General features: G+C 65.0%; 26 protein-coding genes and 1 pseudogene. 5 read left to right on the top strand and 22 right to left on the bottom strand.

The window, feature by feature from the left end; all coding sequences use genetic code 11:
• Positions 1-62: 62 nt before the first annotated feature.
• From E6B08_RS07215 to E6B08_RS07205, 3 genes are all read right to left on the bottom strand, one after another.
• A complete protein-coding gene (locus tag E6B08_RS07215) occupies positions 63-896 on the bottom strand; it encodes an amidohydrolase family protein (RefSeq protein WP_136913397.1) in 834 nt (277 codons plus the stop codon).
• 36 nt (positions 897-932) lie between these two features.
• On the bottom strand, positions 933-2,207 hold the full coding sequence (locus E6B08_RS07210; RefSeq protein ID WP_136913396.1) for an MFS transporter: 1,275 nt from the start codon (positions 2,205-2,207) through the stop codon (positions 933-935).
• 132 nt (positions 2,208-2,339) lie between these two features.
• Positions 2,340-3,071, bottom strand: a complete 732-nt coding sequence (locus tag E6B08_RS07205; RefSeq protein WP_136913395.1) for a GntR family transcriptional regulator — start codon at positions 3,069-3,071, stop codon at positions 2,340-2,342.
• Positions 3,072-3,286: 215 nt separating this feature from the next.
• On the opposite strand from E6B08_RS07205, the gene E6B08_RS07200 reads away from it, so the two are divergent.
• Positions 3,287-6,763 carry a hybrid sensor histidine kinase/response regulator gene (locus tag E6B08_RS07200; protein ID WP_136913394.1) on the top strand — a complete coding sequence of 1,159 codons (3,477 nt, stop codon included), beginning with the start codon at positions 3,287-3,289 and terminating at the stop codon, positions 6,761-6,763.
• Here E6B08_RS07200 and rmuC read toward each other — a convergent pair.
• Positions 6,735-8,108 carry a DNA recombination protein RmuC gene (rmuC, locus tag E6B08_RS07195; RefSeq protein ID WP_192938686.1) on the bottom strand — a complete coding sequence of 458 codons (1,374 nt, stop codon included), beginning with the start codon at positions 8,106-8,108 and terminating at the stop codon, positions 6,735-6,737. The two genes, E6B08_RS07200 and rmuC, sit on opposite strands and share 29 nt — an antisense overlap.
• Positions 8,109-8,366: 258 nt before the next feature.
• Complete coding sequence (locus E6B08_RS07190) at positions 8,367-8,789, bottom strand: tetratricopeptide repeat protein (RefSeq protein WP_136913392.1); 423 nt, start codon at positions 8,787-8,789, stop codon at positions 8,367-8,369.
• A 962-nt stretch (positions 8,790-9,751) separates the two neighbouring features.
• Here E6B08_RS07190 and E6B08_RS07185 point away from each other — a divergent pair.
• The 3 genes from E6B08_RS07185 (at position 9,752) to E6B08_RS07175 (ending at position 12,118) form a co-directional block, all read left to right on the top strand.
• Entirely contained in the window at positions 9,752-9,976 is a 225-nt protein-coding gene (locus tag E6B08_RS07185) for a hypothetical protein (protein WP_136913391.1), read from the top strand.
• Between the two features lie 248 nt (positions 9,977-10,224).
• Entirely contained in the window at positions 10,225-10,707 is a 483-nt protein-coding gene (locus E6B08_RS07180) for a hypothetical protein (protein WP_133331130.1), read from the top strand.
• A gap of 145 nt (positions 10,708-10,852) precedes the next feature.
• On the top strand, positions 10,853-12,118 hold the full coding sequence (locus tag E6B08_RS07175; RefSeq protein WP_136913390.1) for an OmpP1/FadL family transporter: 1,266 nt from the start codon (positions 10,853-10,855) through the stop codon (positions 12,116-12,118).
• A 42-nt stretch (positions 12,119-12,160) separates the two neighbouring features.
• On the opposite strand, the gene E6B08_RS07170 is transcribed toward E6B08_RS07175, so the two are convergent.
• Complete coding sequence (locus E6B08_RS07170) at positions 12,161-13,090, bottom strand: LysR family transcriptional regulator (protein ID WP_136913389.1); 930 nt, start codon at positions 13,088-13,090, stop codon at positions 12,161-12,163.
• Positions 13,091-13,205: 115 nt separating this feature from the next.
• Here E6B08_RS07170 and E6B08_RS07165 point away from each other — a divergent pair, with 115 nt between their 5' ends.
• The gene (locus tag E6B08_RS07165; protein WP_136913388.1) at positions 13,206-13,466 is read left to right on the top strand and encodes a DUF2798 domain-containing protein; all 261 of its coding nucleotides are present in this window, start codon (positions 13,206-13,208) and stop codon (positions 13,464-13,466) included.
• A 62-nt stretch (positions 13,467-13,528) separates the two neighbouring features.
• Here the strand turns inward: E6B08_RS07165 and E6B08_RS07160 are convergent, their stop codons facing one another.
• The 16 genes and pseudogenes from E6B08_RS07160 to cobO form a co-directional block, all read right to left on the bottom strand.
• Complete coding sequence (locus E6B08_RS07160) at positions 13,529-14,269, bottom strand: SDR family oxidoreductase (RefSeq protein ID WP_136913387.1); 741 nt, start codon at positions 14,267-14,269, stop codon at positions 13,529-13,531.
• 47 nt (positions 14,270-14,316) lie between these two features.
• Complete coding sequence (locus tag E6B08_RS07155; RefSeq protein ID WP_136913386.1) at positions 14,317-14,868, bottom strand: glutathione peroxidase; 552 nt, start codon at positions 14,866-14,868, stop codon at positions 14,317-14,319.
• Between the two features lie 44 nt (positions 14,869-14,912).
• The gene (locus E6B08_RS31295; RefSeq protein ID WP_265411739.1) at positions 14,913-15,035 is read right to left on the bottom strand and encodes a hypothetical protein; all 123 of its coding nucleotides are present in this window, start codon (positions 15,033-15,035) and stop codon (positions 14,913-14,915) included.
• A complete protein-coding gene (locus E6B08_RS07150) occupies positions 15,032-16,234 on the bottom strand; it encodes an MFS transporter (RefSeq protein WP_136913385.1) in 1,203 nt (400 codons plus the stop codon). Before E6B08_RS07150 ends, E6B08_RS31295 begins: the two co-directional genes overlap by 4 nt.
• A 63-nt stretch (positions 16,235-16,297) precedes the next feature.
• Positions 16,298-16,702, bottom strand: coding sequence for a MarR family winged helix-turn-helix transcriptional regulator (locus E6B08_RS07145; protein WP_136913384.1), 405 nt, complete (start codon positions 16,700-16,702; stop codon positions 16,298-16,300).
• A gap of 42 nt (positions 16,703-16,744) precedes the next feature.
• Positions 16,745-17,878 carry a glycoside hydrolase family 5 protein gene (locus tag E6B08_RS07140; RefSeq protein ID WP_238349345.1) on the bottom strand — a complete coding sequence of 378 codons (1,134 nt, stop codon included), beginning with the start codon at positions 17,876-17,878 and terminating at the stop codon, positions 16,745-16,747.
• Positions 17,879-18,050: 172 nt separating this feature from the next.
• Positions 18,051-18,779 carry an adenosylcobinamide-GDP ribazoletransferase gene (locus E6B08_RS07135; RefSeq protein WP_136913382.1) on the bottom strand — a complete coding sequence of 243 codons (729 nt, stop codon included), beginning with the start codon at positions 18,777-18,779 and terminating at the stop codon, positions 18,051-18,053.
• Position 18,780: 1 nt separating this feature from the next.
• Positions 18,781-19,337: pseudogene (cobC, locus tag E6B08_RS07130) on the bottom strand (alpha-ribazole phosphatase family protein).
• Positions 19,334-20,389 (bottom strand): nicotinate-nucleotide--dimethylbenzimidazole phosphoribosyltransferase, encoded by a 1,056-nt coding sequence (gene cobT / locus E6B08_RS07125; protein WP_136913381.1) that lies wholly within the window; start codon positions 20,387-20,389, stop codon positions 19,334-19,336. The pseudogene cobC and the gene cobT overlap by 4 nt, the downstream one beginning before the upstream one ends.
• Entirely contained in the window at positions 20,386-20,907 is a 522-nt protein-coding gene (gene cobU / locus E6B08_RS07120) for a bifunctional adenosylcobinamide kinase/adenosylcobinamide-phosphate guanylyltransferase (protein ID WP_136913380.1), read from the bottom strand. The genes cobT and cobU overlap by 4 nt, the downstream gene beginning before the upstream one ends.
• 1 nt (position 20,908) lies before the next feature.
• Complete coding sequence (locus E6B08_RS07115) at positions 20,909-22,363, bottom strand: cobyric acid synthase (RefSeq protein WP_136913379.1); 1,455 nt, start codon at positions 22,361-22,363, stop codon at positions 20,909-20,911.
• Entirely contained in the window at positions 22,360-23,352 is a 993-nt protein-coding gene (gene cobD / locus E6B08_RS07110; protein ID WP_136913378.1) for a threonine-phosphate decarboxylase CobD, read from the bottom strand. Before cobD ends, E6B08_RS07115 begins: the two co-directional genes overlap by 4 nt.
• Positions 23,345-24,253 carry an adenosylcobinamide-phosphate synthase CbiB gene (cbiB, locus tag E6B08_RS07105; RefSeq protein WP_136913377.1) on the bottom strand — a complete coding sequence of 303 codons (909 nt, stop codon included), beginning with the start codon at positions 24,251-24,253 and terminating at the stop codon, positions 23,345-23,347. Before cbiB ends, cobD begins: the two co-directional genes overlap by 8 nt.
• Positions 24,250-24,900, bottom strand: a complete 651-nt coding sequence (bluB, locus tag E6B08_RS07100; protein ID WP_136913376.1) for a 5,6-dimethylbenzimidazole synthase — start codon at positions 24,898-24,900, stop codon at positions 24,250-24,252. The genes cbiB and bluB overlap by 4 nt, the downstream gene beginning before the upstream one ends.
• Positions 24,897-26,192: a cobyrinate a,c-diamide synthase gene (locus tag E6B08_RS07095; RefSeq protein ID WP_136913375.1), complete on the bottom strand. Its 1,296-nt coding sequence runs from the start codon at positions 26,190-26,192 to the stop codon at positions 24,897-24,899. The genes bluB and E6B08_RS07095 overlap by 4 nt, the downstream gene beginning before the upstream one ends.
• Complete coding sequence (gene cobO / locus E6B08_RS07090) at positions 26,189-26,800, bottom strand: cob(I)yrinic acid a,c-diamide adenosyltransferase (RefSeq protein ID WP_136913374.1); 612 nt, start codon at positions 26,798-26,800, stop codon at positions 26,189-26,191. Before cobO ends, E6B08_RS07095 begins: the two co-directional genes overlap by 4 nt.
• Between the last annotated feature and the right edge of the window lie 93 nt (positions 26,801-26,893).

Raw genomic sequence — 26,893 nt, 5'->3', positions numbered from 1 at the left:
GGAGGGATGCCCCATGATCGTGGGGCATCCCTCAAAGATGCTCAGGCTGTACAGGCCCTACATCATTTGAAGCCGAACAGATCCCGCGCAGTCTCCACCAACAGCGCCCGGCGCAATTGCGCCGAGCATCCCAAGGCTTCGAACTGCTCGAGCACCGTGGCAAAGCTCACCGCCGCCTCATGCTGCGTGTGCGGCCAGTCGCTCCCCCACATCAGCCGTTCGGCACCATAGTGCACTTCCAGCGCGCCCAGCGCCTTGCGTGCGAACGCCAGGTTCTGCTCCGGCGTGCCGCCCAGGCGATAGCACCCGGAGACCTTCACCCACACCCTGCCCTTGCCACCCAAGGTCAGCAAGTCGGGGAAACCCGGCTGGCCCAGCCCCAGGCGCGCATCGGGACGGCCGAAATGGTCGATCACGATGTCCAGGTCATACGGCTCCAGTGCGCGTACCAGGTGCGGAATATCCACCACCTGGCGATGCAACTCCAGATGCCAGCCCTGCTCGCCGATACGCTCCAGAAAAGGCCGCCAGGCGGCGCTGGTGAGATCAGGCAGCGCCTGGCCCATGAGGTTCAGGCGCACGCCCCTGACCCCCAGGCGAGTCATCTCGTCGAGGGTTTCACGCTCGACGTCGCGGTCCACCATCACCACCCCACGCAACTGACCCGGCACGGTCTGCAGGGCGCTGAGCAAGTAGCGGTTGTCGGTGCCCAGGAAGCTGGGCTGGACCAGAACGCCATGGCTGAAACCATGGGCCTGTAGCTGGCCCAGGTAATCGCCCAGCGGCGCGTCGTAGGTCGGCGCGTAGCGCCGTTCGCTGGCCAGGTTCAGCCCACGGCTGAACACGTGGGCGTGGCTGTCGATGGCGGTCAGGGGTGAAGCAGGAACGTCGGGCATGGTTCTCATCGAAGCATCAGGGGAACGAAAAGTAGGTTACTTGGCCAGCACACCGCTCGCTTGCGGCGCCGGGCTGGTTTCGAGGCTGCGACCGCGGGTTTCCGGCAGGCACAACGCCGCGATCATGGCCACGCCATAGGCGATACCGGCATCGATACCGATGGCGCTACCCAGCGACATCGATTCGCTCATGTGGCCGACCAGGAACGGGAACACCGCCGACAGCACACGGCCAAAGTTGTAGCAGAAGCCCACCCCGGCGCCGCGCACGTCGGCCGGGTACAGTTCGTTGAAGAACGAACCGAGGCTGGCCGGGATACCGGCGGCGAAGAAGCCGAGCGGGAAGCCGAGGAACAGCATCTGGGTGTTGCTCAGCGGGAAGAACACGTAAGCCTGCACGGTGAGCACGCAGCACAGGGCGAACAACAGGATGTTCTTGCGCCGGCCGATGCGATCGATCAGCAGGCCACTGACCACGCAACCGCACCAGAAGGCGAAGATGATCACCGCCAGGTAGCCGCCGGAGTTCAGCACCGACAGGTTGCGCTCGGTCTTGAGGAAGGTCGGCAGCCACGTCATGACCGCGTGGTAGCCGCCATGGGCACCGAGGCCCAGCAGGCCGCCAAGCAGGGTCACGCGCAAAAGTTCGGGGCGGAAGATGCCGGCCATCGACTTGAAGAAGCTGCCGGGGATGGCCTTTTCCTTCTGCAGGCGCTGGAAGCTGTCCGGCTCAGGCACGTTGCGCCGCACCCAGATGATCAGCAGCGACGGCAGCAGGCCGACGAAGAACATCACGCGCCAGGCGAATTCCTGCGGCACCAACGAGTAGATCAGCGCGAACAGCCCGACCGCCAGGCCCCAGCCCACGGCCCAGGCGCTTTGCACCGTGCCCATGACCTTGCCGCGGAATTTCGGGTTGATGGTCTCGGCCATCAGCACCGCGCCGGCCGCCCACTCACCACCGATACCGAAGCCCTGCATGGCCTTGACGAACAGCAGCGGATAGAAGCCGGTGACGAACGCCGAGAGGAAGGTGAAGCAGGAGAACCAGAGGATCATCCACTGCAACGTGCGCACCCGGCCGTAGCGGTCGGACAGCGTGCCACCCAGCCAGCCACCGATGGCCGAGGTGATCAGGGTCACGCCACTGATCAGACCGGCGTCGCCCTTGGTCAGGGAAAACGCGGCAATCAGGGCCGGAATGGCCAGGCCGAACATCTGCACTTCCAGCGCATCGAGCGACCAGCCACCGAAACAGGCCCAGAACGTCTTGCGCTCCCGGGAAGTGATCTGGCGATACCAGCTGAACATGGTTGTTATCCTTCTAGTCGTGTGTGTAACGGTCGGGCAGGCCGAAGCTCTTGGCTTGCTTGCGACCGGGCAGGCAAAACCGCTGCGCCGTGGCAGAACGGCGCAGGCGGGCAACAGGGCGAAACAGCCGGTTCAGCGAATGTCGATGCGGTAGCGGAAGTGCTGCGCATGGCCGCGCGAGCGGCGCCATTCCAGAGGCTTGCCGGCGTAGTCACGGGCCAGTCGCTCGATCACCACCACCGGGCTGTCGGCCGGCAGTTGCAACAGGCGGCCATGCACCGCGTCGACCGCTTCGGCGGTCAGGGTCTCCTCGGCATAGGCGACCACCTGGCCGCACAAGGCTTCGTAGATCGGATAGAGCAGCGGGCCCTCGCGGTCGAGGTCGACGTCCAGCAGGGGCTGGAAGGTCTGGCGTGGCAGCCAGATTTCCTCGGCCAGCACCGGCTGCGCGCCGAGCAGACGGGTCCGCACGATGCGGATCACCTCGGCCTCGGCGGGCAACCCGAGCGCCTGGGCGACCGCCGAAGGCGCCTGCACCGGCTCGATCGAGAGAATGCGGCTCTGCGGCATCACCCGCTGGCCATCGGCGGCCTCGAAGCGGAAGAAGCGAAACAGCGAGGACTGGAACTGCGGGCGGCGGATGAAAGTGCCACGGCCCTGCTGGCGCTCCAGCACGCCCTCGGCCACCAGGGCGTCGACCGCCTTGCGTACGGTGCCGACAGACATGTCGAACTCGCTGGCTAGCGCGGCTTCGGTCGGAATCGCCTCGCCCGGGCGCCAGCGGTTGTTGGCGATCTGTTCGACCAGGTGGTCGCGCAGCTGTTGATAGCGGGGCAGTCGAGCATCACCGGACAATGGGTGCATGGGGGTCTCGCTCTCGTCTTGTTATATAAACATCTATATGAATTCTGCGCAGAGTATTCCCCGTGGGCGCAGGAGCTGTCAATCCTCCGCTGGTCGCACGACAATGCAGCCTGCGACGACCTGCCACTGCGACCAACGTCGCCGCTGACGAACCGCCGCTCGCGTGCCAGACTGATTGATCGGGACCGCGTTATCTTTCTTGCTCCGGAGTTTTCATGTCGTTGTCCAGCGGGCTGATCGCCGTGGTCGCCCTGGCCTATATGGCCATCATGTTCGCCATCGCCTTCTACGGCGACCGCCGCAGCACACCGTTGCCGCCGCGCCTGCGTGCCTGGGTGTACAGCCTGTCGCTGGCGGTGTACTGCACCAGCTGGACCTTCTTCGGCGCGGTCGGCCAGGCCGCCGAGCAGCTCTGGGCGTTCTTGCCCATCTACCTGGGCCCGGTGCTGCTGATGATCTTCGCGCCCTGGGTGCTGCAGAAGATGGTGCTGATCAGCAAGCAGCAGAACATCACCTCGATCGCCGACTTCATCGCCGCACGCTACGGCAAGTCGCAGAGCCTGGCAGTGGTGGTGGCGCTGATCTGCCTGGTCGGCGTGCTGCCTTATATCGCCCTCCAGCTCAAGGGCATCGTGCTCGGCGTCAACCTGCTGATCGGCGCCAACGCCGACGCCACCGGCACCCGCGTGCAGGACACCGCGCTGGTGGTTTCGCTGGTGCTGGCGCTGTTCGCCATCGTCTTCGGCACGCGCAGCCTGGACGTCACCGAACACCACCGCGGCATGGTCCTGGCGATCGCCTTCGAGTCACTCATCAAATTGCTGGCCTTCCTCGCCGTCGGCGTATTCATCGTCTTCAACCTCTACGACGGCTTCGACGACCTGTTCAGCCAGGCGCGCCAGGCGGTGCAGCTCGACAGCTATTGGCAGGAGACCATCAACTGGCCATCGATGGTGGTGCAGACTGCCGTGGCGATGATGGCGATCATCTGCCTGCCGCGGCAGTTCCACGTCACCGTGGTGGAAAACATCGAGCCACAGGACATGCGCCTGGCGCGCTGGGTGTTCCCCGCCTACCTGGTGCTGGCCGCGCTGTTCGTGGTGCCGATCGCCCTGGCCGGGCAGATGCTGTTGCCGGGCACGGTGATTTCCGACTCGTTCGTCATCAGCCTGCCACTGGCCGAAGCGCACCCGAGCCTGGCCCTGCTGGCGTTCATCGGTGGCGCCTCGGCCGCCACCGGCATGGTCATCGTCGAGGCCGTGGCGCTGTCGACCATGGTGTCCAACGACATGCTGCTGCCCTGGCTGCTACGGCGCAACAACGCCGAGCGCCCGTTCGAGGCGTTCCGCCACTGGATGCTGTCGGTGCGCCGGGTGACCATCGTGGTCATCCTCCTGCTGGCCTATGTCAGCTATCGCCTGCTGGGCTCCACCGCGAGCCTGGCGACCATCGGCCAGATCGCCTTCGCTGCCGTCACCCAGCTGACCCCGGCCATGCTCGGCGCGCTGTACTGGAAGCAGGCCAACCGCCGGGGCGTGTTCGCCGGCCTGGCCGCAGGTATCTTCCTGTGGTTCTACACCCTGGTACTGCCGATCACCGCCCACAGCCTGGGCTGGTCGCTGGAGTTGTTCCCGGGCCTGGCCTGGCTGCACGGCAATCCGCTGAACCTGCCCATCACCCCACTCACCCAGGGCGTGGTGCTGTCGCTGGCAGGCAACTTCACCCTCTTCGCCTGGGTCTCGATCCTGTCGCGCACACGCGTCTCGGAGCATTGGCAGGCCGGGCGTTTCATCGGCCAGCAGACCACTCGCCCGAACAGCAAGCCGCTGCTGGCAGTGCAGATCGACGACCTGCTCAAGCTTGCCGCACGCTTCGTCGGCGAGGAACGCGCACGGCAGAGTTTCATCCGCTTCGCCTACCGCCAGGGCAAGGGCTTCAACCCCAACCAGAACGCCGATGGCGACTGGATCGAGCATACCGAGCGCCTGCTCGCCGGCGTGCTCGGCACCTCATCGACACGCGCCGTGGTCAAGGCGGCCATCGAAGGCCGCGACATGCAGCTCGAGGACGTGGTGCGCATCGCCGACGAAGCCAGCGAGGTGCTGCAGTTCAACCGCGCCCTGCTGCAAGGCGCCATCGAGAACATCAACCAGGGCATCAGCGTGGTCGACCAGAACCTGCACCTGGTGGCCTGGAACCGTCGCTACCTGGAGCTGTTCAACTACCCAGAGGGGCTGATCAGCGTTGGCCGGCCGATCGCCGACATCATCCGCTACAACGCCGAGCGAGGCCTGTGCGGCCCCGGCGAAGCGCAGGTCCACGTAGCCCGGCGCCTGCACTGGATGCGCCAGGGCCGGGCGCACTCCTCCGAGCGCCTGTTCCCCAATGGCCGGGTCATCGAGCTGATCGGCAACCCGATGCCCGGTGGCGGCTTCGTCATGAGCTTCACCGACATCACCCCGTTCCGCGAGGCCGAACAGGCCCTGCGTGAGGCCAACGAGAGCCTGGAGCAACGGGTGGCCGAGCGTACCCACGAGCTGTCGCAACTGAACCAGGCACTGAGCGAGGCGAAGAGCCAGGCCGAGGCGGTGAGCCAGTCGAAAAGCCGCTTCCTGGCCGCAGTCAGCCACGACCTGATGCAACCGCTCAATGCCGCGCGGCTGTTCTCCGCCGCGCTGTCGCAGCAGGCCGAAGGCGCCATGAACGAAGAGGCGCAGCAGTTGGTGCAGCACATGGACAGCTCACTGCGCTCGGCCGAAGAACTGATCAGCGACCTGCTGGACATCTCGCGCCTGGAAAACGGCAAGGTCACCCCCGACGCCAAGCCCTTCGCCCTCAGCGAGCTGTTCGACACCCTCGGCGCCGAATTCAAGCTGCTGGCGGCCGAGAAGGGCCTGGAGTTCCGTCTGCGCGGCAGCCGCCTGCGCATCGACAGCGACATGAAGCTGCTGCGCCGGGTGCTGCAGAACTTCCTGACCAATGCCCTGCGCTACGGCAAGGGTCCGATCCTGCTCGGCGTGCGCCGCCAGGGCGAGCGCCTGTGGCTGGAGGTGTGGGATCGCGGCCCGGGTATCGCCGACGACAAGCTGCAAGTGATTTTCCAGGAGTTCAAACGCCTGGACAGCCACCAGACCCGCGCCGAAAAAGGCCTGGGCCTGGGCCTGGCGATCGCCGACGGTTTGTGCCGGGTGCTCGGTCATCCGCTGGAAGTGCGTTCATGGCCGGGCCGCGGCACGGTGTTCCGGGTCAGCGTGCCGGTCGCCAAGCAGCCCGCGCCGGCGCCGGTCGCCGTGGTCGAACAGACTGGCCAGCCCCTGTCCGGGCTGCAGGTGCTGTGCGTCGACAACGAAGACAGCATCCTCATCGGCATGAACAGCCTGCTCAGCCGCTGGGGCTGCCAGGTCTGGACCGCGCGCAACCGCGAGGAGTGCGAGGCGCTGCTGGCCAAGGGCATGCGCCCACACCTGGCGCTGGTGGACTACCACCTCGATGATGGCGAGACCGGCACCGAGCTGATGGGCTGGCTACGTGCGCGGCTGGGCGAGCCGGTGCCGGGTGTGGTGATCAGCGCCGATGGGCGCAACGAGACCATTTCTTCGGTGCATGCCGCTGGGCTCGACTACCTGGCCAAGCCGGTCAAGCCAGCGGCCTTGCGCGCCCTGCTCAACCGTCATCTGAGCCTGGCTCAGTAACCGCCTCGCCCGTTAGGGCCTCGTCGGACAGCGCCCGCTCCAGCAGATCGGCCGGCAGGTTCTTGCTGGCCCGGGCGCCGAGCAGCTTGAGCTGCTCGCTGCGACTCACCAGGTTGCCACGCCCTTCGCAGAGCTTGTTGCGCGCGGCCGCGTAGGCCTTGTCCACTTGCTGCAGGCGGCTGCCCAGTTCGTCCAGGTCCTGGATGAACAGCACGAACTTGTCGTACAGCCAGCCGGCACGCTCGGCGATCTCCCGGGCGTTCTGGCCCTGGCGCTCCTGCTTCCACAGGCTGTCGATGACCCGCAGGGTCGCCAGCAAGGTGGTCGGGCTGACGATGACGATCTGCCGGTCGAAAGCCTCCTGGAACAGATTGGGCTCGGCCTGCAAGGCGGCCGAGAACGCCGCTTCGATGGGTACGAAAAGCAGGACGAAGTCCAGGCTGTGCAGGCCTTCGAGGCGGTTGTAGTCCTTGCTCGACAAGCCTTTGACGTGGCTGCGCAACGATTGCACGTGCTGCTTGAGCGCCGCATCGTCGTTGTTGCTGACGAACTGTTGGTAGGCCGTCAGGCTGACCTTGGCGTCCACCACTACCTGTTTATCGCCAGGCAGCATGATCAGCACATCGGGCTGGAAACGCTCGCCATCGGCGCTCTTGAGGTTGACCTGGGTCTGGTATTCGCGGCCTTTTTCCAGGCCGGCGTGCTCCAGCACCCGCTCGAGGATCAGCTCGCCCCAGTTGCCCTGGGTTTTCTGGCCCTTGAGCGCCTGGGTCAGATTGGTCGCCTCGTCGGACAAGCGCAGGTTGAGTTGTTGCAGACGCTCGAGCTCCTTGCCCAGCGAGAAGCGCTCGCGGGCTTCCTGCTGGTAGCTTTCCTCCACGCGTTTTTCGAAGGCCTGGATGCGCTCCTTGAGCGGGTCGAGCAGTTGCCCCAGGTGCTGCTGGCTGGTCTGGGCGAAGCGTTGCTCGCGCTCGTCGAAGATCTTCGTGGCCAGGTCGGCGAACTGCGCACGCAGGGTGTCGCGGGCTTCCTGCAGGTCGTCCAGGCGCTGCTGGTGGCTTTCCTGCTGCTCGCGCAGTTCCGCCTGCAGGCCTGCCGCCTGGGCTTCGAGCCGACGCAGTTCGGCTTCGCGGTTGACGCGTTCGAGGTTCCAGGCGTGGGCGGCGTCGCGGGCGTTGTCACGCTCGATCTGCAGCAACTCCAACTCGCGGCCCTGGGCGGCCAGTTGGGTCTGCTTGACGGTGTTGGCTTCGCTGAGGTCGCTGATCTCGTCGCGGTTGGCTTCGAGTTGCGCCTGCAAGCCTTCCTGGGCCAACTGCGCACTGTTCAGGCGCTCCTCGAGCAACGCCCGCTCGCCCTCGCGGCTGCTGTAGCGACGCTGCTGTTGAATGACCCAGCCCACACACGGCACCGCCGCCATTACGATGCCCAGCAGGATGCTGGTCAGATCCACTGCCATGGTTACCCCGATCGATCTTGATGCAAATGCAGTGCAGCTTATCAGCCTGACGGGAGGGCTGCCTGGGCCGGCCTGTTCGCGGGTGAACCCGCTCCTGCAGGAACTTAGGGGTTCACCCGCGAATAGGCCGGCACAGCTCCCGCATCAGCCCCCAGGAAACCACTGCCCGAGCAACCGCCGCGCCTCCTGCGAGCCCTGCCCCGCCGCCAGCTCCAGCCAGTACCGCGCCTGCTCCGGCTCGCTGGCCTGGCACACCCGCGCATACTCCAGCTGGGCCCGCCGGTCGCCGGCGCGGGCTGCCTGGCGCAGCAGTTCGTGGCCGATACGCCGGTCGCGGGAATTGCCGCAGTCGCGGCACAGCATCTGCCCCAGTCGACTCTGCGCCACCACCACACCCTGCCTGGCCGGCTGCTTCAGCAGACGCCCGGCCAGGTGCTTGACCTGGGGTTTGTCGCCCAGGCGCGGGTTGTCGAGCAGCCAAAGGGCAACTTTCAGCGAAAAACGTTTGGCAGGCGCAGCCGACGACGGCGCAGCGGATGTGGGGAGTGGTTTACCGCGAAACTTCATGACCAGGCAGCATGGCAATTCGAAAAGCGCGCCACTCTACTCTTTTTTTTGCGTCGCGGCGTGCAGATTCCGGTCGGATGTAAAAAAATTTAAATGATCTTTTCTTGACGTTTTAGAACCCATGACCAACCGGTCGACTGCTGCCTTCTGATTGTCGGACAGTTCTGCAAATTGCTGGCACGCCCGTGCTAGAGCAAGCGCTAGGGACAATCCACAGTTCCTGTGGATAAGTCGGTGGACAACGCCTTCAAAGACCTCTCAAACCCTTATGAAACGGGGCCTACAGTCAAACTGACGATTTTTTCACCAGCAAAAATTAGTGTTTTTTTTCATTGACTTAAGGGTCCAGTCAAGTCATTGGCGAGCGCCAACGGTGTTGTTGCCGAGCCGTTACAACCTGCACTGCAAATGTGCACAACTGGCCAAAGGGCACGCCGGCCATGCCCTGAATCAGCACATCACGAACGTTGTCGCCACGTTCCTCCCTCTTCACAGCCAAGGCGATTGGCGCCATACTGTGCGGCTCGCCTGGTGACAAGCAGCAAAGCTTGCCAAATGCTCGCATCTACGTTAAGGTGCGCCTCGTTAGTACCCAGCTGAAAGTCAATTCCGGCCATTCATGTCCTTGCTGCCCGCTCATCTGTGTCGATTCACAGAGATGCCCGCCGCTGAAACCAGGACTGGCCCAATCGATGATTCCCTCGCCAGCCGCACGCTGCCCAAGCACGAATCACGTGACAGATTGATCAGGATTCAACCCCGATAGCCTAGAACCTTGGCCCGGTGTGTTGCCTGCCTTCTGAAGTACCTACCAGTCAGCCCAAGCGCCCACTTTTGATTGCGCCCTCTCTGGCTGCCCTGTTCCAGTCAGGTTCGTTCGTCCCTTAATAAAGGCGTCACTGGAACGTTTCTATCATGCACGGATCCTAATCTCCGTGTTTAAAGCAGGAACATCCAACAAGATGAATACCCATCCACAAATTCAGGCTGCCATTGGCACCCTTTCCCAGGCTTTTTCGCCGTTGAAATGCCTTATCGTTGCCCCTCGCAAGGGCAGCTTCAGCTTTACCCTGGTAGACGAACACGGCGTCGCCTGCCACACCGAGCGCTTGTACCATGAGCAGTACAGCCGATCGGAGCCGCTGCAGGCGGTCATCGCCCGTACGCGTCAATCACTGACCGCGTGAGCGGCGAATACCGTGGTATTCAGCCGCTGAATGCATCCGTCGTCCGGCTTGCCATTGGTTCTTGGCGTAATTGCCACAAGGCATATGGCACCGGTCGACGGGCCGCAATCGATTTAAAAACAGCCTTTTACACCAGCATTATCACACTACACTTCAACTCGAGCGGTGCGAGCCGCTTCCGGCGGGCCTGACCATTCACCAGCTGCCAAGCTCCAGCGCCCGTCGGCCTATTACTGCTCGAGGGCATCATGAGTATTGCCGCGAAGGAATTGTGTCAGTATGTGATCCGGCCAACCCTGGTCTACCTCAATCGCCACTGTGCCAGCGCCGAAGCCTTGTTGCTGGGCGTCGCCGCCAGCCAGTCCGCCCTCGGCTCGGTTTTACATGACCGCCGCGGGCATGGTCTGTACCGGATCGGCGAACAACGCCACCAGGCCTTGTGGGACCAGTATCTGGCCCGCGACCCCGACCTTGCCAGCCTCGTCCGCGGCCTGGCCAGCCAGCACGCCTTCCTCGGCGGCCCCTACCTGGAACTGGCCGTCAATCTGCGTTACTCCACCGCCATCGCCTGGATGCTCATCGAAGAGCACGCTGCGCCATTGCCGGCTGCCGACGACCTGCTCGGCCTGGCGCGAATATGGCGCCAGGTGTTCCATCCGCAAGGCCGTCTGCGCGACTTCACGGTTGCCTGGCAAACCTGTGTCTCGCAAAAGATCCCACAGGCCTCGTAAGAAAGGTCCTACATTCTGATTAGATAAAAAGGAATTTTGGTCGGATTGTCCTACAAAAGCGCTCTATCTCCTGCGTTTGAGCCTATAGCGCGGCGCGTGATTTGTTGGTAGCTTTTCGCCCCGGAGACCTCAAGGAGTTCTAATAATGAAAAAAGCAATGCTCAAAACCTCCCTCGGCGTAGCCGTTGCCGTCGCATCCAGCCAACTGCTCGCCAGTGGCTTTGCACTCAACGAGCAAAGCATCAGTGGGATGGGTACAGGTTTCGCGGGTCGTTCTTCCTCTGCCGAAGATGCCAGTACCGTGTTTGGCAACCCTGCCGGCATGTCGCGCCTAAAGCGCGAACAGTTCACCGTGGGCGGCGCAGCCGTCATCGCAAAAACCGACATCTCGGGCCCAGGCAGCAACCTCGGGGGGGAAACCGACGGTGATATGGTGCCTACCGTGGGCGTGCCCATGGGCTACTACGTCAAGCCGCTCGACGATCACTGGAGCGTAGGCTTCGGTGTCTATGTACCGTTCGGCCTGGTGACCGACTACGGTAGCGACGATGCCGCGCGCTACTGGGGCAAGAAGAGCCACGTCCAGGTCATCACCTTCCAGCCAACCGTCAGCTACGCCTTCAACGACAAGGTGTCCATCGGTTTCGGTCCGACCATCAACCGCATCGAGGGTGAACTGGGTTCCAGCCTGATCAACCCGTTCTCGCCTGGCAGCAACGATGGCGAGGTGAAGATCAAGGGTGACGATACCGCCGTTGGCTACAACATCGGTATCCTGGTCCAGGCCACCGATCGCACGCGTGTAGGTCTGACCTACCACTCGATGGTCGACTACAAGCTCGAGGGCAAGACCCGCGTCAGCACGCCGCTGATCGGCCCGTACGACGGCAGCAAGTTCGACGCTACCCTGAAGATCAAGACGCCAGAGTCCATCGACCTTTCCGTCACGCACGAGTTGGATGACCACTGGACACTCTACGCCGGTAGCACCTGGACCCGCTGGAGCCGCCTGGAAAACATCACCGTGCAGAACGACGTTCCAGCGCTTCTGCAAGGTTCGGCGTTCGAGACCATCACCGAAGAACAGAACTGGCACGACACCTGGGCCCACGCCATCGGCGCCTCCTACCGCGTCAACAAGGAGTGGGTACTGCGCACCGGCTTCACCGTGGACCAGTCCCCGACCAACAACACCGACCGTTCCCCACGCATTCCGACCGGCGACCGCAAGGTCTTCAGCCTGGGTGCCGGCTGGAGCCCGAACGACGACATGACCATCGACGTCGCTTACTCCTACCTGTGGGAGGAAGACACCAAGGTCAACCAGGTCAGCTCCACCAAAGGCAGCTACCAGGCCAAGTACGAGAACAGCGCTCACGGTATCGGTGCTTCCCTCACCTACCGCTTCTGATCGCTACCCGTTGCATGGAAAACCGCCCTCGTGGCGGTTTTTTCATGCCTGCACCTGCCAGGTGTCGCCCAGTGATTCACGCAGGTAATCCATGAACGCACGCACCTTGGTGGTCATGGCGAAGCGATCGGCAAGACACAGGTAGACGTCCATCGGTTCGGTCTGGGCATAGGCTTGGCCGCTGTCGCTGTATTCGAACAAGGGCACCAGGGCACCCGAGTCGAGATGCGGCCGAACGATGAATTCGGCCAGCCGGGTGATACCGCCATCGTTGAGCGCCATTTGCGCCAGGGCATCGATGTCGTCGCTGATGAGCACCGTGCCGAACTCGGCTTCGAAGCGCAGGCCGTCGCGCACGAAGCCCCAGCGCAGGTAGCGGCCATCGACCGGATAGCGAAACACCAGGCAACGATGCTCACGCAGGGCCTCTGGCGAAGCGGGCAGCCCGGCCTTGGCAAGGTAGCCGGGGGATGCACAACAGATGAACGGAATGCGCGCGATATGCCGTGCAAGCAATTGGTCTTCCAGTTGCGGGGCGATGCGCAGGCTGATGTCGACCTCCTCCCGGGCATGATTCACGCGACGGTCAGTCGTTACCAACTCTATCGAAAGCAACGGATAACGAGCACTGAACGCGGGTATCAGCGGCGCCAGCACGTGGCGCCCGAAGGCGGAGGTCGAGGCAATGCACAGCCGGCCTTGCGGCTCGCTGTCGGGGGTAGTGACGGCTTGCTCGGCCAGGGCAAGCTCCCGCTCGATCTCCCGGACCCGTTCGTAGTACAGCGTACCAGCCGGTGTCAGGGCCATGCTGCGGGTGGTGCGACTGAGCAGCCGGACCTGCAGGTGGCCTTCCAGCCGCGCCAGGTTCTGGCTGACGGCAGCGGGGCTCAGGCCAAGAAGACGCGCGCCACCGGCGATACTGCCGGCCTCGACAACCTTGACGAAGCTGCGAATGGCGTTGAGCAGGTCCATGGCGCGCCTTGGAATTCGTAAGATTCTCTTTATAAAGAACTTAGCGTGGGCGGTCTACAGACCAAGCGCATGGCATTGCTAACCTGCGGCCCTCACCCATTGTTCAGGAGTCAGCATGAGCAACCTTTCCCAGCCACGCACCCGGCGCAAACTTCGCCCTGCGGCCACCCCTTACGTGTTCGCGTTCTACATGTCGTCGATCATGGCGCTGTTGATGTGCTTCGTGATCACGGCGGCGAACGCCGGGGTCACCGAGCACTACCTGAACAATGTCCTGAAGGCCTATCAATTGGCGATGCCGGTCGCGTTCATCTGTGTATTGATGGTCCGACCCATCGTGCTGCGACTGGTAGCGCTGACCGTACATCCGCACTGATCTGGGTTTGGGCTCGGCTGCGTCTGGACTACCGCGCACCTGGAAGCAAGTGCAACGACAACTCAGGCGAAGCCACCATTGACCCGCAATACCTGCGAATTGACCCAAGCACCATCAGGCCCTGCCAAGAAGGCGACGGCCCCGGCGATCTCTTCGGGTGTTCCAATACGCTCCATCGGTGACTGCCTGGCAATGTTGGCGACAGTCTCCTCGCTCTTGCCACGGAAGAACAACTCCGTTCCCACAGGCCCAGGCGCGATGGCATTGACGGTGATTTTGCGACCCCGCAACTCATTGGCCAATACATGCACCAATCCTTCCACACCCGCCTTGCTGGCAATGTACGGCCCGTAACCGGGAAACGCCTTGGCAATCACGCTGGTGGTCAATGCGATGATCCGCCCACCCTCACCCAGGTGTTGCGCCGCTTGAGCCAACACCAGGAACGCCCCACGCAGGTTGATTGCGATAGCCCGATCGAATGCATCGAGATTGGCCACGTCGATGCTCACGGTCGGCATGACGCCTGCACTGTTGACCACCACATCGAGGCGACCGAATGCCTGCTGGGCCTCAGCGAACAGCTTTGCGACCTCCTGCGGCTGCGCAACATCAGCCTTGACCGCAATCGCCCTGCCACCCCCGGCTTCGATATCTGACACGGTCGCCTGAGCACTGGCTGCATCGCCCGCATAATTCACCACAACCGCAAAACCATCGGCAGCCAGACGCAAAGCGATCGCTCTACCGATGCCCCTGGAACCCCCAGTGACAATGGCAGCTCTGGACGTTTCTGTGCTCATTGGAACGCTCCTGTGCAGACAGCAAAAACCGAACCGAAGCCACCACCCTATAAAGGTTTGGAAGCAATGGCCTTCTCGATCGCCTCCCGGAACTGCGGATCGTCAGGCTTGGTCAAGCTGGAAAAGTTGGCAACCACCTTGCCCTGGCGGTCCACCACGTACTTGTAGAAATTCCACTTCGGCGCACTGCTCTGATTGGCAAGCTCCACGAACAACGGCACCGCGTCCTTGCCACGTACCGGCTGCGCCTTGGTCATGGTGAAGGTCACGCCATAGTTCGCGTAACACACCTTCGCGGTGTTCTCGGCGTTGTCGTCTTCCTGCTTGAAATCGTTGGACGGCACACCGAGCATCTCCAGCCCTTGCTCGTGATACTCCTTGTAGGTCGCCTCGAGCCCTTCGAACTGCGGTGCAAACCCGCAATAGCTGGCAGTGTTGATCACCACCAACGGCTTGCCGGCAAAGCGCTCGCACAGGTCAACCTGCTCCTTGCCACGTAACTCCGGCAAGCTGCCCTGCAACAACGCAGGGCAGTCCGCCGCCCAGCTCGTGGCACTCAGCAAACCCAGCACCGGCAACATCAACCAAGGTGCGCGCATCGTGTGGTTCTCCTGCTAACGGTCGTGAACCTGCAGGGTAGCGCTTAACAGACGCCCATGCCCAGTTGCATCAACGCCAACCCGCCGTTCTGCCAGCCCCACCAGGCCAGCCCCAGCATCAGCAAGAGCGCGGCAACCAGCAATCCCTGCCCCCAGAGCCTGCTCATGCGACCTGGGCCTGCAAGCGCGCGACCGGCTGTTCCCGCACCGGCCAGCTCAAGGCCGCGGCCAGCACGCTGAGCAGAATGGAGATCTGCCACACCAGGTCGTAATTACCGGTCTGGTCGTACACCACGCCGCCCAGCCAGCCACCGAGAAACGCGCCCAACTGGTGGAACAGGAACACGATGCCACCGAGCATCGACAGGTTGCGCACGCCAAACACCGTGGCCACGGTGCCATTGGTCAGCGGTACCGTGGACAGCCACAGCAAGCCCATGGCGATACCGAACAGATAGGCGCTGAACTCCGTCACCGGCGCCCACAGGAACATCAGGATGACTACCCCACGCAGCAGGTACAGCGCACTGAGCAGGCGCGGCTTGGACATGCGCCCGCCGAGCCAGCCAGCGACATAGGTACCGACGATATTGAACAGCCCGACCAGCGCCAGCACCGTGGTGCCGGTAGTGGCCGCCAGGTGCTGGTCCACCAGGTAGGCCGGCAGGTGCACGCCGATGAACACGACCTGGAAGCCGCAAACGAAGAAGCCCAGCGCCAGCAGCCAGAAGCCGGAATGCGAGCAGGCCTCGCGCAGCGCCTGGCCGAGGGTTTGCTCGACGCCATGGCTGGGCAGCGGGCGGTCGCGCAGCAGACTCACGAACGGCACGATCAGCGCCACCAGCAGCCCCAGCACGAGCAACGCCGCCGACCAGCCCAGCCACTGGATCAGCCCCTGGCTACCAGGCAGCATGGCGAACTGGCCGAACGAGCCGGCAGCACTGGCGATGCCCATCGCCACGCTGCGTTTCTCCGGTGGCACGGCGCGGCCCACGACCCCCAGGATGACCGAGAACGAAGTACCCGAGAGCCCGATGCCGATCAGCAAGCCGGCACTGAGCGACAGCGACAGTGGCGAATCGGCCAGGCTCATCAGTGCCAGCCCGGCCGCATAGAGTACGCCACCGATGATCACCACTCGCGCCGCGCCCAGACGGTCGGCCAGGGCACCAGCGAATGGCTGGGCCAGACCCCAGATCAGGTTCTGCAAGGCGATGGCGAAGGCGAAGACCCCTCGCCCCCAGCCAAAGTCCGCGCTCATCGGGGCAAGGAACAGACCGAAGCCATGCCGTACACCCAACGACAGGGCAAGAATCACCGCCGCTCCCGCCAATACCCACCCGCTGGTTCGCCACACCGAAGTCATTGTCGTTATCTCCAGCACATCGCAAGGTTCACGGGTATATACCCGCTTCTAGTCGTTATTGAATCAGGCCAGCCGCTCCAGCAAGCGCACCAGTTCGTCCCGCTGCCCTTCGCCCAGCTGTGTTACCAACGCCTCCTGAGCCTGCTCCCAGGCCGGGTGGGCCTCTTGCAGGCGCAGGCTGCCAGCAGCGGTGAGCAATACCGCACGGTTACGCTGATCGTCACCGCCAGCAAGCGCCACCAGCCCCTCGGCTTCCAGCACCCGCAGGTTGCGGCCCAGCGTGCTGCGTTCGAGCCCCATGGCCTCTGCCAGGGTGGTGATACTTGGTCGATCGAGCCGTTGCAGGTGGCGCAGCAAGGAAAACTGCGCAACATTGATGCCGAAGCCGGCAAGGGCCTCGTCATAATGCCGGCTCACCCCGCGGGCGGCACGACGCAAATGGGTGCAGATGCATTCACTGGTCAACATGGATACGTGTATATACCCGCATCTATGCTGTTGCAAGAAATTTCATGATTCCGGGCTGCCTTGTTCGCCGGACAACCGCTTGCGGATCGGTTCGAATTCAAGCGTCGGCTGGCGCGGCAACGGGTCAGGAACGCCTTGCTCGATCGCCTGCCAGTATCGCCAAGGCACCTTGGCCGAGCCCAGTTCGTAGTCCATGCCGTCCCAACTGTCCTCGCGGAAGCTGTAGAAGGCCCAATGCAACTGGTCGCGCTCCAGCACTGTCAGGACATCCTCCAGGTACTGTCGGCACCCCGGCAGACGCCGCATGCAACCGAACTCCCCAACCACCAGGCGTGAACGAGGCAGCCCGATGGCATCCGCCCAGGCCAGAGGCTGCTTGAGGTACAGCTCGACCCGCTGGGCGCCCCACTGCTCCTGCTGGCCGGCGAACGGCGCCGGTCCCGGATAGGCGATGGGTTGTTCGCGCGCCATGTTCGGGGCGCTGGTGGCCGCGTAGGGCTCGTACATATGCACGCTGTAGAGCACCCGGTCGTCGGCCATGGGTGCCGGCCAGTAACTGAAGGCATCCGCCGCTGCGAACCAGCCTGCATCGAGCATGATCGGCGTTTGGCTGTCGACCTCGCGGATGCTGGCGATCAATTGCCGGTACAACCCCGGCAGGTCCCGCGCACCACCCTGTTCAGCCGAGTACCACTGCCTCATGCGCTGCGCAGGCGCATGCTCGGCAAGGCCTGCGAGCTTTTCCGGCGCAGGCTCGTTGATCAGGTTATAGGCAGCAATGGCTGGATGGTCCTTGAGTTCCGCCGCCAGGTCGCGCCAGAATTCGGCAGCCTGGGTCCAGTAGGCCTTGTCTTGCCACAAGCGGTCGTCGAACTGGCCTTGGTTGTTCTGCGACCAGCGCATGCCAGGCAAGGACAGTGGCGCGATGACGACCTTGAGACCGGCCTGGTGAGCGCGGTCCAGGGTGCTGCGCAATTGCTTCAGGTCGGCAGCCGGCAAGCCTTGGTAGTGGTCGGCGTTGCCGAGCAGGAAATCGCGCTGCGCGGGCTGCCATTTGTCGTAGGACAGTCTCACCCAGCTAGCGCCATAACCCCTCAGGGCATCGAAGTAGGATTGATCGGGCGGCAGACGATTGAAGCTATTGCCACCATGGCGCGGGGTGTCCCAGAAGTCGATGAGGTCGGCCGCGAAGACAGGCGCGGTCAGTACTGCCAACCAGCCAGCGAGGATCAGCTGCAACATGTGGGCCTCCCTGGCCGTTGGAGAAAGAAGCCGAGATTACCCCATACGGCTTGCCAGGCAGGGACAGAAGCATTGCCGGACATTGCCGCCAGCGCCGGGGCCGGCCCTACAATGCCAGCCCCAGCAGCACGGTGAGCTCCAGCAACTCCAGCATCGCCCCGGCCGTATCCCCGGTCGTCCCGCCGAGCCGCCGGCACATCGAACGACGCAAGCAGAAGAACACACCCGTGGCCACCAGCAGCGGCCAGAACGCCACCCAGCCACCCAGCAGCAGGCAGCCCATCGCGCTGGCGAGCAGCACCCAGCCTGCGGCCCGGCGCGGCAAATGCTCGGCCAGCGCCTGCCCCAGGCCGCCCTGGCGCACATACGGCGTGCCAAGGAACAACCCGAGCATCGCTGCCCGCCCCACCACCGGTGCCAGCACCAGCAATCCACCCGCTCCACGCTCGACCAGCACCCACAGGGCGCAGAACTTGAGCAGCAGGGTCAGCACCAGCGTCACCACGGCAATCGGCCCGCTGCGCGGATCCTTCATGATCCGTAACGTGCGCTCGCGATCACCAAAACCACCAAGCCAGGCGTCGGCGGTATCGGCCAGTCCATCCAGATGCAACGCGCCGCTGAGCATGACCCACAAGGCCAGCAGCAGGGCTGCCTGCAACGGTGCCGGGGTTCCTTGCAACAGATGGCTGGCCAGCCACAGCAGCACCCCGAACAGCAGCCCCACCAGCGGATAGCACAGCAGCGAACGCCCCATGTCACGCGGCTCGGGCATGCTTGCCAGGCGCACCGGCAGGCTGCTCAGAAACTGCAAGGCGATCCACAATGGCAGCATTTCACTCCCCCTCGACCAACGATCCATCGGCGTTCACCTGCAGACGCACCAACGCGCCGTGGCCGACCTCCACCTGCATCAGCTGCGCCCGGGCAGCCCACGGGCCTTGGCCAGCAACAGGCGCATCACACCGCCGTGGGTCACCAGCAGCACGCGCTTGCCGGCATGTTCCGCGGCCAGGCGGCCGATCGCATTCAGTACGCGTTCGGCAAACGCGGCGACCGGCTCACCGCCAGGCGGGGTAAAGCCGTAGGGGTCGGCCCAGAAGCGCCCCAACTCATCGGCCTGGTCCTGCATGATCTGCAACGCGCTACGGCCTTCCCACTCGCCGAAATGCAGCTCCTGCAGGTCCGCCTCCAGTTGCACCGGCAGGCCTAGGGTCTCGGCGAAGCGCGCACAGCGCTGCAACGGAGAACTGATCAGGATCTGCCACGGCCCCGCTGTGAGCAGTGCCTCGCGCATCTGCATCCAGCCCTTTGCGGTCAATGCATCGTCCAGGCTGCCGCGAAAGCCGCCGCCTTGCTCGGTCTCACCATGGCGCAGCAGGTCGAGGATCATGCCGGGCGGTCCGCCACTGCCGCTTCGGCGAAGGTCGCCATTTGCCCATGCAGCGCGCAGGCCAGGCGCATCAACGGCACGGCCAGCGCCGCGCCACTGCCTTCCCCCAGGCGCAGGCCCAGGGCCAGCAATGGCTCGGCCTGCAGGGCTTCGAGTACAGCCTGGTGGCCTGGCTCGGCGCCCTGGTGAGCGAACAGTAGCCAGTCCTGGCTCTGCGGGTTCAGGCGAACGGCCAGCAGCGCCGCGACACTGCAGATGAAACCATCGACCAGCACCGCGATACCCGCCTGGGCGCAGGCCAGATAGGCGCCAGCAAGCGCGGCGATCTCCAGGCCACCGACGCAGGCCAGCACCCGCAGCGGCTCGTCGGCGCGCAAGCCATGCAGCGCCCGCGCCCGTTCGATGACCTCGGCCTTGTGCCGTACCCCGGCTTGGTCCAGGCCGGTACCCGGACCGCTGAGCGTCAGCGCCGGGCAGTCCAGCAGGACACAGGCCACGGCGGCGGCGGCCGTGGTGTTGCCAATGCCCATTTCACCGCCGATGAACAGCTGTGCGCCGCCCTCGGCTGCGCGTAACGCGCTGTCGCGCCCGGCCTGCAAGGCGGCCTGCAACTGACCGTCGGTCATCGCCGGCTGGCGGGCGAAGTTCGCGGTACCGGCCGCCACGCGTAGATGACGCACACCTGGCAATGCCAGGGCAAGGTCGACGGTGCCCAGGTCGACCACCTCGAGATTGGCCCCCAGCTCGCGGGCCAACACACTGATAGCTGCGCCGCCGCTGACGAAATTGCGCAGCATCTGCCCGGTTACCGCTTGCGGATAGGCCGAGACTCCCTCCTCCACCACGCCGTGGTCACCCGCGAACAGGCCGATCGCGACCCGCTCCAGGCTGGGCCGCTCGCAGCCTTGCAGGCCGGCCAGGCGCTCGGCCAGGCCTTCAAGACGGCCCAGCGAGCCGGCGGGCTTGGTCAGTTGCCGCTGGCGCTCGCGGGCCTGCTGCAGGGCGGTGTGGTCAAGCGCTTGGCAAGCGTCGCGCCACCAGGTCTGGGTCATAGTGCGGGTCCTTTGAGCATGAGAGGCAGGCCGGCCACGGTCAGCACCACGCGCTGGCAGCGCTCGGCCACTGCCTGGTGCAGCCAGCCGGCCTGGTCGACGTAACGGCGGGTCAGCTCGCCCATGGGCACCACGCCCAGGCCGGTTTCATTGCTGACCAGGATGATCGTGCCGGGCAGTCGCTCCAGGCACTCGAGCAATGCATCGCGCTCCGCGGCCAGGCGCTGGTCGTCTTCGAGCATCAGCAGGTTGGTCAACCACAGCGTCAGGCAATCGACCAGCAGGCAGCGCCCGGCAGCGGCTTCGGCACGCAGCACGCGGGCCAGTGCCAAGGGCTCCTCGATAAGCCCCCATGCGGCAGGCCGGCGCTCGCGGTGCAGGCGCACGCGTTGGTTCATTTCACCATCCAGCGGCTCGCTGGTGGCGATGTAGGTGACCGGCAGGCCGCTGTCACTGGCCAATTGCTCGGCCAAGCGGCTCTTGCCCGAGCGGGCACCGCCGAGAATCAGGTTGCGCATGTCAGGCGACTCCACAGAGTTGGCGCAGCAGCGTGGTGTCCAGGTGGTTTTCCACCAGGTCGGCCAGGCGCTCGATGTCGCGTTCGCGCAGGGCCTCGTAGTCGACCTGTTGCACGTCCTCCAGGCCCGCCCAGCGCAGCAGCGCAGCGCACGACTCGGGGCCTTCGAACAGGCCGTGCAGGTAGGTGGCGAGAATCTGCCCATCGGCGCTGATCGCGCCGTCGCAGCGGCCATCGGCCAGTTGCACGGCAGGCTGCTCCAGGGCCGGGCCACGGGTGACGCCGGCATGAATCTCATAACCGGCCACCTTCGATGCTGCCAGGCTCAAGGTCCCGGTGACGTTACGCAGTTGCTTGTCGGCTTCCAGCACCGTGGCGTAATCGAGCAGGCCAAGCCCAGGACTGGAGCCGGCCGCTCCTTCCAGACCGAGCGGATCGTGCACCTCTCGGCCAAGCATCTGCAGCCCACCACAGATGCCGATGAGCTTGCCGCCATAGCGCAGGTGGCGGTCTATGGCACTGTCCCAACCGCGCTCACGCAACTGGGCAAGGTCACCACGCACGCTCTTGGAGCCAGGCAGGATGATCAAGTCGGCCGCGGGGATCGGCTGCCCCGGGCCGATGAACTGCAAGTCCACCTGCGGGTGCAGGCGCAATGGGTCGAAATCGGTATGGTTGCTGATGCGCGGCAGCACCGGCACGATCACCTTGAGCACGCGTTCGGCCTTGTGCGCCTGGCGCACGTCGATGCCATCCTCGGCTTCCAGGTGCAGGTCGGTGACGTAGGGCAGCACGCCCAGAACCGGTTTGCCGGTGCGCTGCTCGAGCCAGTCCAGGCCCGGCTGGAGCAAGGCGATGTCGCCACGAAAACGGTTGATGACGAAGCCCCTGACCCGCGCCTGCTCGCTTGGCGAGAGCAGCTCGAGGGTGCCGACCAGGTGGGCGAAGACTCCCCCACGGTTGATGTCGGCGACCAGGATCACCGGGCAGTCGACCGCCTCGGCGAAGCCCATGTTGGCGATGTCGCCAGCGCGCAGGTTGATCTCGGCCGGCGAGCCCGCTCCCTCGACCAGCACCACCGGGTAGGCGGCGTCCAGGCGCTGGTGCGAAGCCAGGACCGCCTGCATGGCGATGGCCTTGTAGTCGTGGTAGGCCACCGCGTTCATGCTGGTGACCGCGCGACCATGGATGATCACCTGGGCACCGGTATCGCTGTTGGGCTTGAGCAGCACCGGGTTCATGTCGGTGTGTGGCGCCAGCCGGCAAGCCTGCGCCTGGACAGCCTGGGCGCGGCCGATCTCGCCACCGTCGGCGGTCACGGCGCTGTTGAGCGCCATGTTCTGCGGTTTGAACGGCACCACGTCGACGCCCTGGCGCAGCAGCCAGCGGCACAGGGCAGTGACCAGCGTGCTCTTGCCAGCATCGGAGGTGGTGCCTTGCACCATGAGGGTGGTCATGCCGTTTCCTTCTGATAGGCGGCCAGGGCCTGGGCCAAGCGGCGTTCGTCCGCGCCGTTGGCGGGCAGGCCCAGGCGTACCGCCGCAGGCTGCACGAACAGGCGCACGAGGATGCCGCGGCGGGCGAGAAATTCATGCAGTTGCGCGGCGTCTTCGCGGCGCACGTACTGGAACAGGTCACAGCCGCCGTCGGGCGCCAGCGCGTGCTCACGCAGCAACGCGGCGAGACGCTGGCTGGCCATATTGCTGCGCGCCATTTGCTGCGCATGCGCGGCCTGGTCGGCGAAGCACGCCTGGGCAAGCACCCGGGTCGGACCGCTGACGGTCCACGGCCCAAGCGATTCGGCCAGGCGCTGCAGCAGCGGCAGTTCGGCGACCACACAGCCCAGCCGTACACCAGCCAGACCGAAGAACTTGCCGAACGAGCGCAGCACGATCAGGCCGCGGCGCTCGGCACAATCGACCACGCTGTGCGCGGGCGTGTTGTCCATGAACGCTTCGTCGACCACCAGCCAGCCGCCCCGCGCAGCCAGCCGCGCATGCCACTCCAACAGGCGCTCGCGTGGCACGCAGCGGCCGGTGGGGTTGTTGGGGTTGACCAGCACCAGCACGTCGAGGCTGTCGAGTACTGCATCGACCCCGTCATCAGCGAGCTCGACCAGCTCATGACCGGCGCGCTGCCAGGCCAGCGGATGCTCGGCGTAGCAAGGCGACAGCACGCCGACCCGACCAATCTGGCGCAGTGTCGGCAGGGCCTGGATCGCGGCCTGGGAACCTGCCACCGGCAACAATTGGCGTGCGCCGTAGTAGCGACGCGCCGCCTCTTCCAGGCCGTCCTCGGTCTCGGGAAGCCTGGCCCAGGCTTGCGTGGGAATCGGCGGGATCGGGTAAGGCCATGGGGCAATGCCACTGGACAGGTCGAGCCAGTCTTCGCGAGGGATGCCGTAGTGCCGCACCGCCCTCAACAGGCGGCCACCGTGCTCAAGCATAGAAGTAGCCTCCAAGGGCGATCAGCAGCAGCCATAGCCACACGCCGCGCTGCACCAGGTTCCAGCCGCGCTCGATGGCGTCGGCGTCGGCCATCGGCCCCTCGCCCAGGCGCGGGCGGTCGTGCAACTCTCCGTGGTACACAGCCGGGCCTCCCAGCTCGACCGCCAGGGCACCGGCACCGGCAGCCATCACCGGCCCGGCGTTGGGGCTGTCCCACAGGGGCGCTTGTTTGCGCCAACAGGTCAGCGCCAGGCGGGTCTTGCCAAGCAGCGCATAGGTCAGCGCCACCAGCCGTGCCGGGATGTAATTGAGGACGTCATCGATACGCGCCGCACACCAGCCGAAGCGCTCGAAGCGTTCGTTGCGGTAGCCCCACATCGCATCCAGGGTATTGCTCAGACGATACAACACAACCCCCGGCGCGCCTGCCACCACGAACCAGAACAGCGCGGCGAACACCGCATCGCTGCCGTTCTCCAGCACCGACTCGGTGGCCGCCCGCGCCACGGCGGGCTCGTCCAGCTCGCGGGTTTCGCGGCTCACCAGGTAGCCGACCCGTCGCCTCGCCTCTTCCAGGTCGCCCACGCGCAGTGCATTGGCCACCGGCAACACATGCTCGCCCAGGCTGCGCAGGCCCAGGGCGCAGTACAGCGCCAACACTTCCACCAGCCAGCCGATATAGGGCAGCCAGGAAAGGATCAACGCCACCAGGGTCAACGGCACCACGGCCAGGAACCAGGCGCTCACGCCATGGCTGCGCCAGCCACGCCCACCGGCATTCAGGCGCCGCTCCAGGCCCGAAGCCAGGTTGCCAAAGCCCACCAGCGGATGGCGCCGGCTCGGCTCGCCCAACAAGGCATCCAGGGCCACCCCGGCCATGGTCAGCAAGGCCACGCTCATGGTTGCTCTCCCCAGCGGTTTTCAAACAGCATGTCGCTCAAGGGCCGTTCCTCGGCCCAGTGTTCCTGCACCAGCATGGGCGCGGCATAGAATTCGTGGACTGGCCCCAGGCACAGCACCGCCACCGGCTTGGCGCCGGCCGGCATGCCCAGCAGCTGGGCCAGGGCCAGCGGGTCGAACAACGACACCCAGCCCATGCCCAGGCCCTCGGCACGGGCCGTCAGCCACAGGTTCTGGATGGCGCAGGCGAGCGACGCCAGGTCCATTTCCGGCAGGGTGCGGCGGCCAAAGATGTGCGCCTCGCGCTTGTCCATCAATGCCGCCACCAGCACCTCGGCGCAATCGTCGATGCCTTCGACCTTGAGCTTCATGAACGCGTCGGAGCGCTCGCCCAGGGCCTCGGCCGTGCGTACCCGCTCCTCTTCCACCAGAGCCTGGATACGCCCGCGCAGATCGCGCTGGCTGATGCGGATGAACCGCCACGGCTGCATCAGGCCGACACTCGGCGCCTGGTGCGCGGCAGCCAGCAGACGCCCTAGCACCTCGGGGGCCACCGTGCCACCGGCGAAATGGCGCATGTCGCGGCGTTCGCCGATGGCCCGGTAAATGGCCGCGCGCTCGGCAGCGCTGTAGGCATGCTCGTTCATGGTCGCAGCAACGCCGCCGTCGCTTCTGGGTTGGAGGGGAAATAGAAGTGCACGTACGAGGCGGTCAGGCGCCCCAGGCGATACACCGCTTCGTTGCCGCGCCCGCCATTGGGGCTCTGGCCGCGGGCGATCGGCTGCAGTTCGGTGCTGGTCAGCGAATGGTGATAGGTGTGGCCACGCAGCGTGCCTTCGGGCAACTCCACCGCTTGCAGGGCCAAGGCCGCCAGACGCTTTTGCATCGTTGCCTCTCCGGGCAACAGGCCGAGCAGCTCGGTGCGCTCGCCGGCCACGTCGGTCAGGGCTTCGAGCAGATAGAGCATACCGCCGCACTCCGCCAGCAAAGGCTTGCCGGCAGCATAATGGGCACGGATCGCCTCACTCATCGGCATGTTGGCGGCCAGCGCGTGGTGGTGCAGTTCGGGATAGCCGCCCGGCAGGTACAGGCTGTCCACTTCCGGTAGTTGGCGATCGTGCAGCGGCGAGAAGAACGCCAGATGCGCGCCCAGCTGACGCAGCAGGTCGAGGTTGGCGCCATAGGTGAAGGCAAACGCTTCGTCCCGCGCCACGCCGATGCGCACGCCGCCCAGTGAAGTGGCGAGCGCCTTTGGCTCGGGTTCGGCGAAGGCCACCGGAGGCGGCAGCGTGGCATCGCAACTGGCGCCTAGCGCTTGGGCGGCGGCATCCAGGCGGGCATCCAGGTCGTTCAATTCGCTGGCCTGGACCAGCCCCAGATGACGGCTGGGCAACTCGATGCCACGCTCGCGTGACAAGCCACCATACCAGCGCAGGCCTTCGGTCAGGCTGCCTTCGAGCAGTTGCGCATGGCGCAGGCTGCCGACACGGTTGGCCAGCACGCCCGCGAACGGCAGGTCGGCCTGGTAACGGGCCAGGCCAAGGGCCAGGGCGCCGAAGGTCTGGGCCATGGCCGTGCCATCGATCACCGCCAGCACCGGCACGCCGAAATGCCGCGCCAGATCGGCACTGGACGGGGTCCCATCGAACAGGCCCATGACCCCTTCGATGAGGATCAGGTCGGCCTCGTCAGCCGCTTCCCACAACATCCGGCGGCTTTCCTCGGCGCCGATCATCCACAGGTCGAGCTGGTACACCGGCGCGCCGCTGGCGCGTTCGAGAATCATCGGGTCGAGGAAATCGGGCCCGCACTTGAACACCCGGACCTTGCGTCCGAGGTTGCGGTGCAAACGAGCCAAGGCCGCGGTGACGGTGGTCTTGCCCTGGCCGGATGCCGGCGCCGCGATCAACACCGCCGGGCAGTGACGCGATCGGCTCACAGTTCGACGCCCTTCTGCGCGCGGATGCCGGCCTGGAAGGCGTGCTTGAGCATGCCCATCTCGGTCACGGTATCGGCCATGTCGATCATTTCCGGCTTGGCCGCACGACCGGTGACGATCACATGCTGCATCGGCGGGCGGGCCTGGAGGTCGGCCAACACCTGGTCGAGGTCGAGGTAGCCGTGCTTGAGGGCGATGTTCAGTTCGTCGAGCACCACGAACTGTACAGACGGGTCCTGCAGCAACTGCCGCGAAACCGCCCAGGCCGCTTCGGCAGCGGCGATATCGCGCTGGCGGTCCTGGGTTTCCCAGGTGAACCCCTCGCCCATCACGTGATAGCGCACCTGCTCGGGGAAGCGCCGGAAGAACAACTCCTCGCCAGTGCTGTTGCGGCCCTTGATGAACTGCACCACGCCGCACTGCATGCCATGGCCCAAGGCCCGGGCGAGCATGCCGAAGGCCGAGCTGCTCTTGCCCTTGCCGTTGCCGGTCAGGACCAGCAGCAAGCCGCACTCGTTGGGGGAATTGGCGATACGCTCGTCGATGACCGCCTTCTTGCGCTGCATGCGCGCCAAGTGGCGTTCGTCGCGTTCGGTGGTTTCGCTCATCTGGGTTCTCCGCTGGCTGACGCCACGCGAAAAAAGCGGCGACAGATCGATAGGCAGGCAAACGGAGAGCGCGCAGGAGCCGCGGCCACAGGC

The organism is Pseudomonas putida, from assembly GCF_005080685.1.
In the GTDB taxonomy this organism is placed as follows: Bacteria; Pseudomonadota; Gammaproteobacteria; order Pseudomonadales; family Pseudomonadaceae; genus Aquipseudomonas; species Aquipseudomonas putida_V.
Note: the sequence above shows the minus strand (reverse complement) of the source record. Positions and strands in the feature narration are given on the sequence as shown.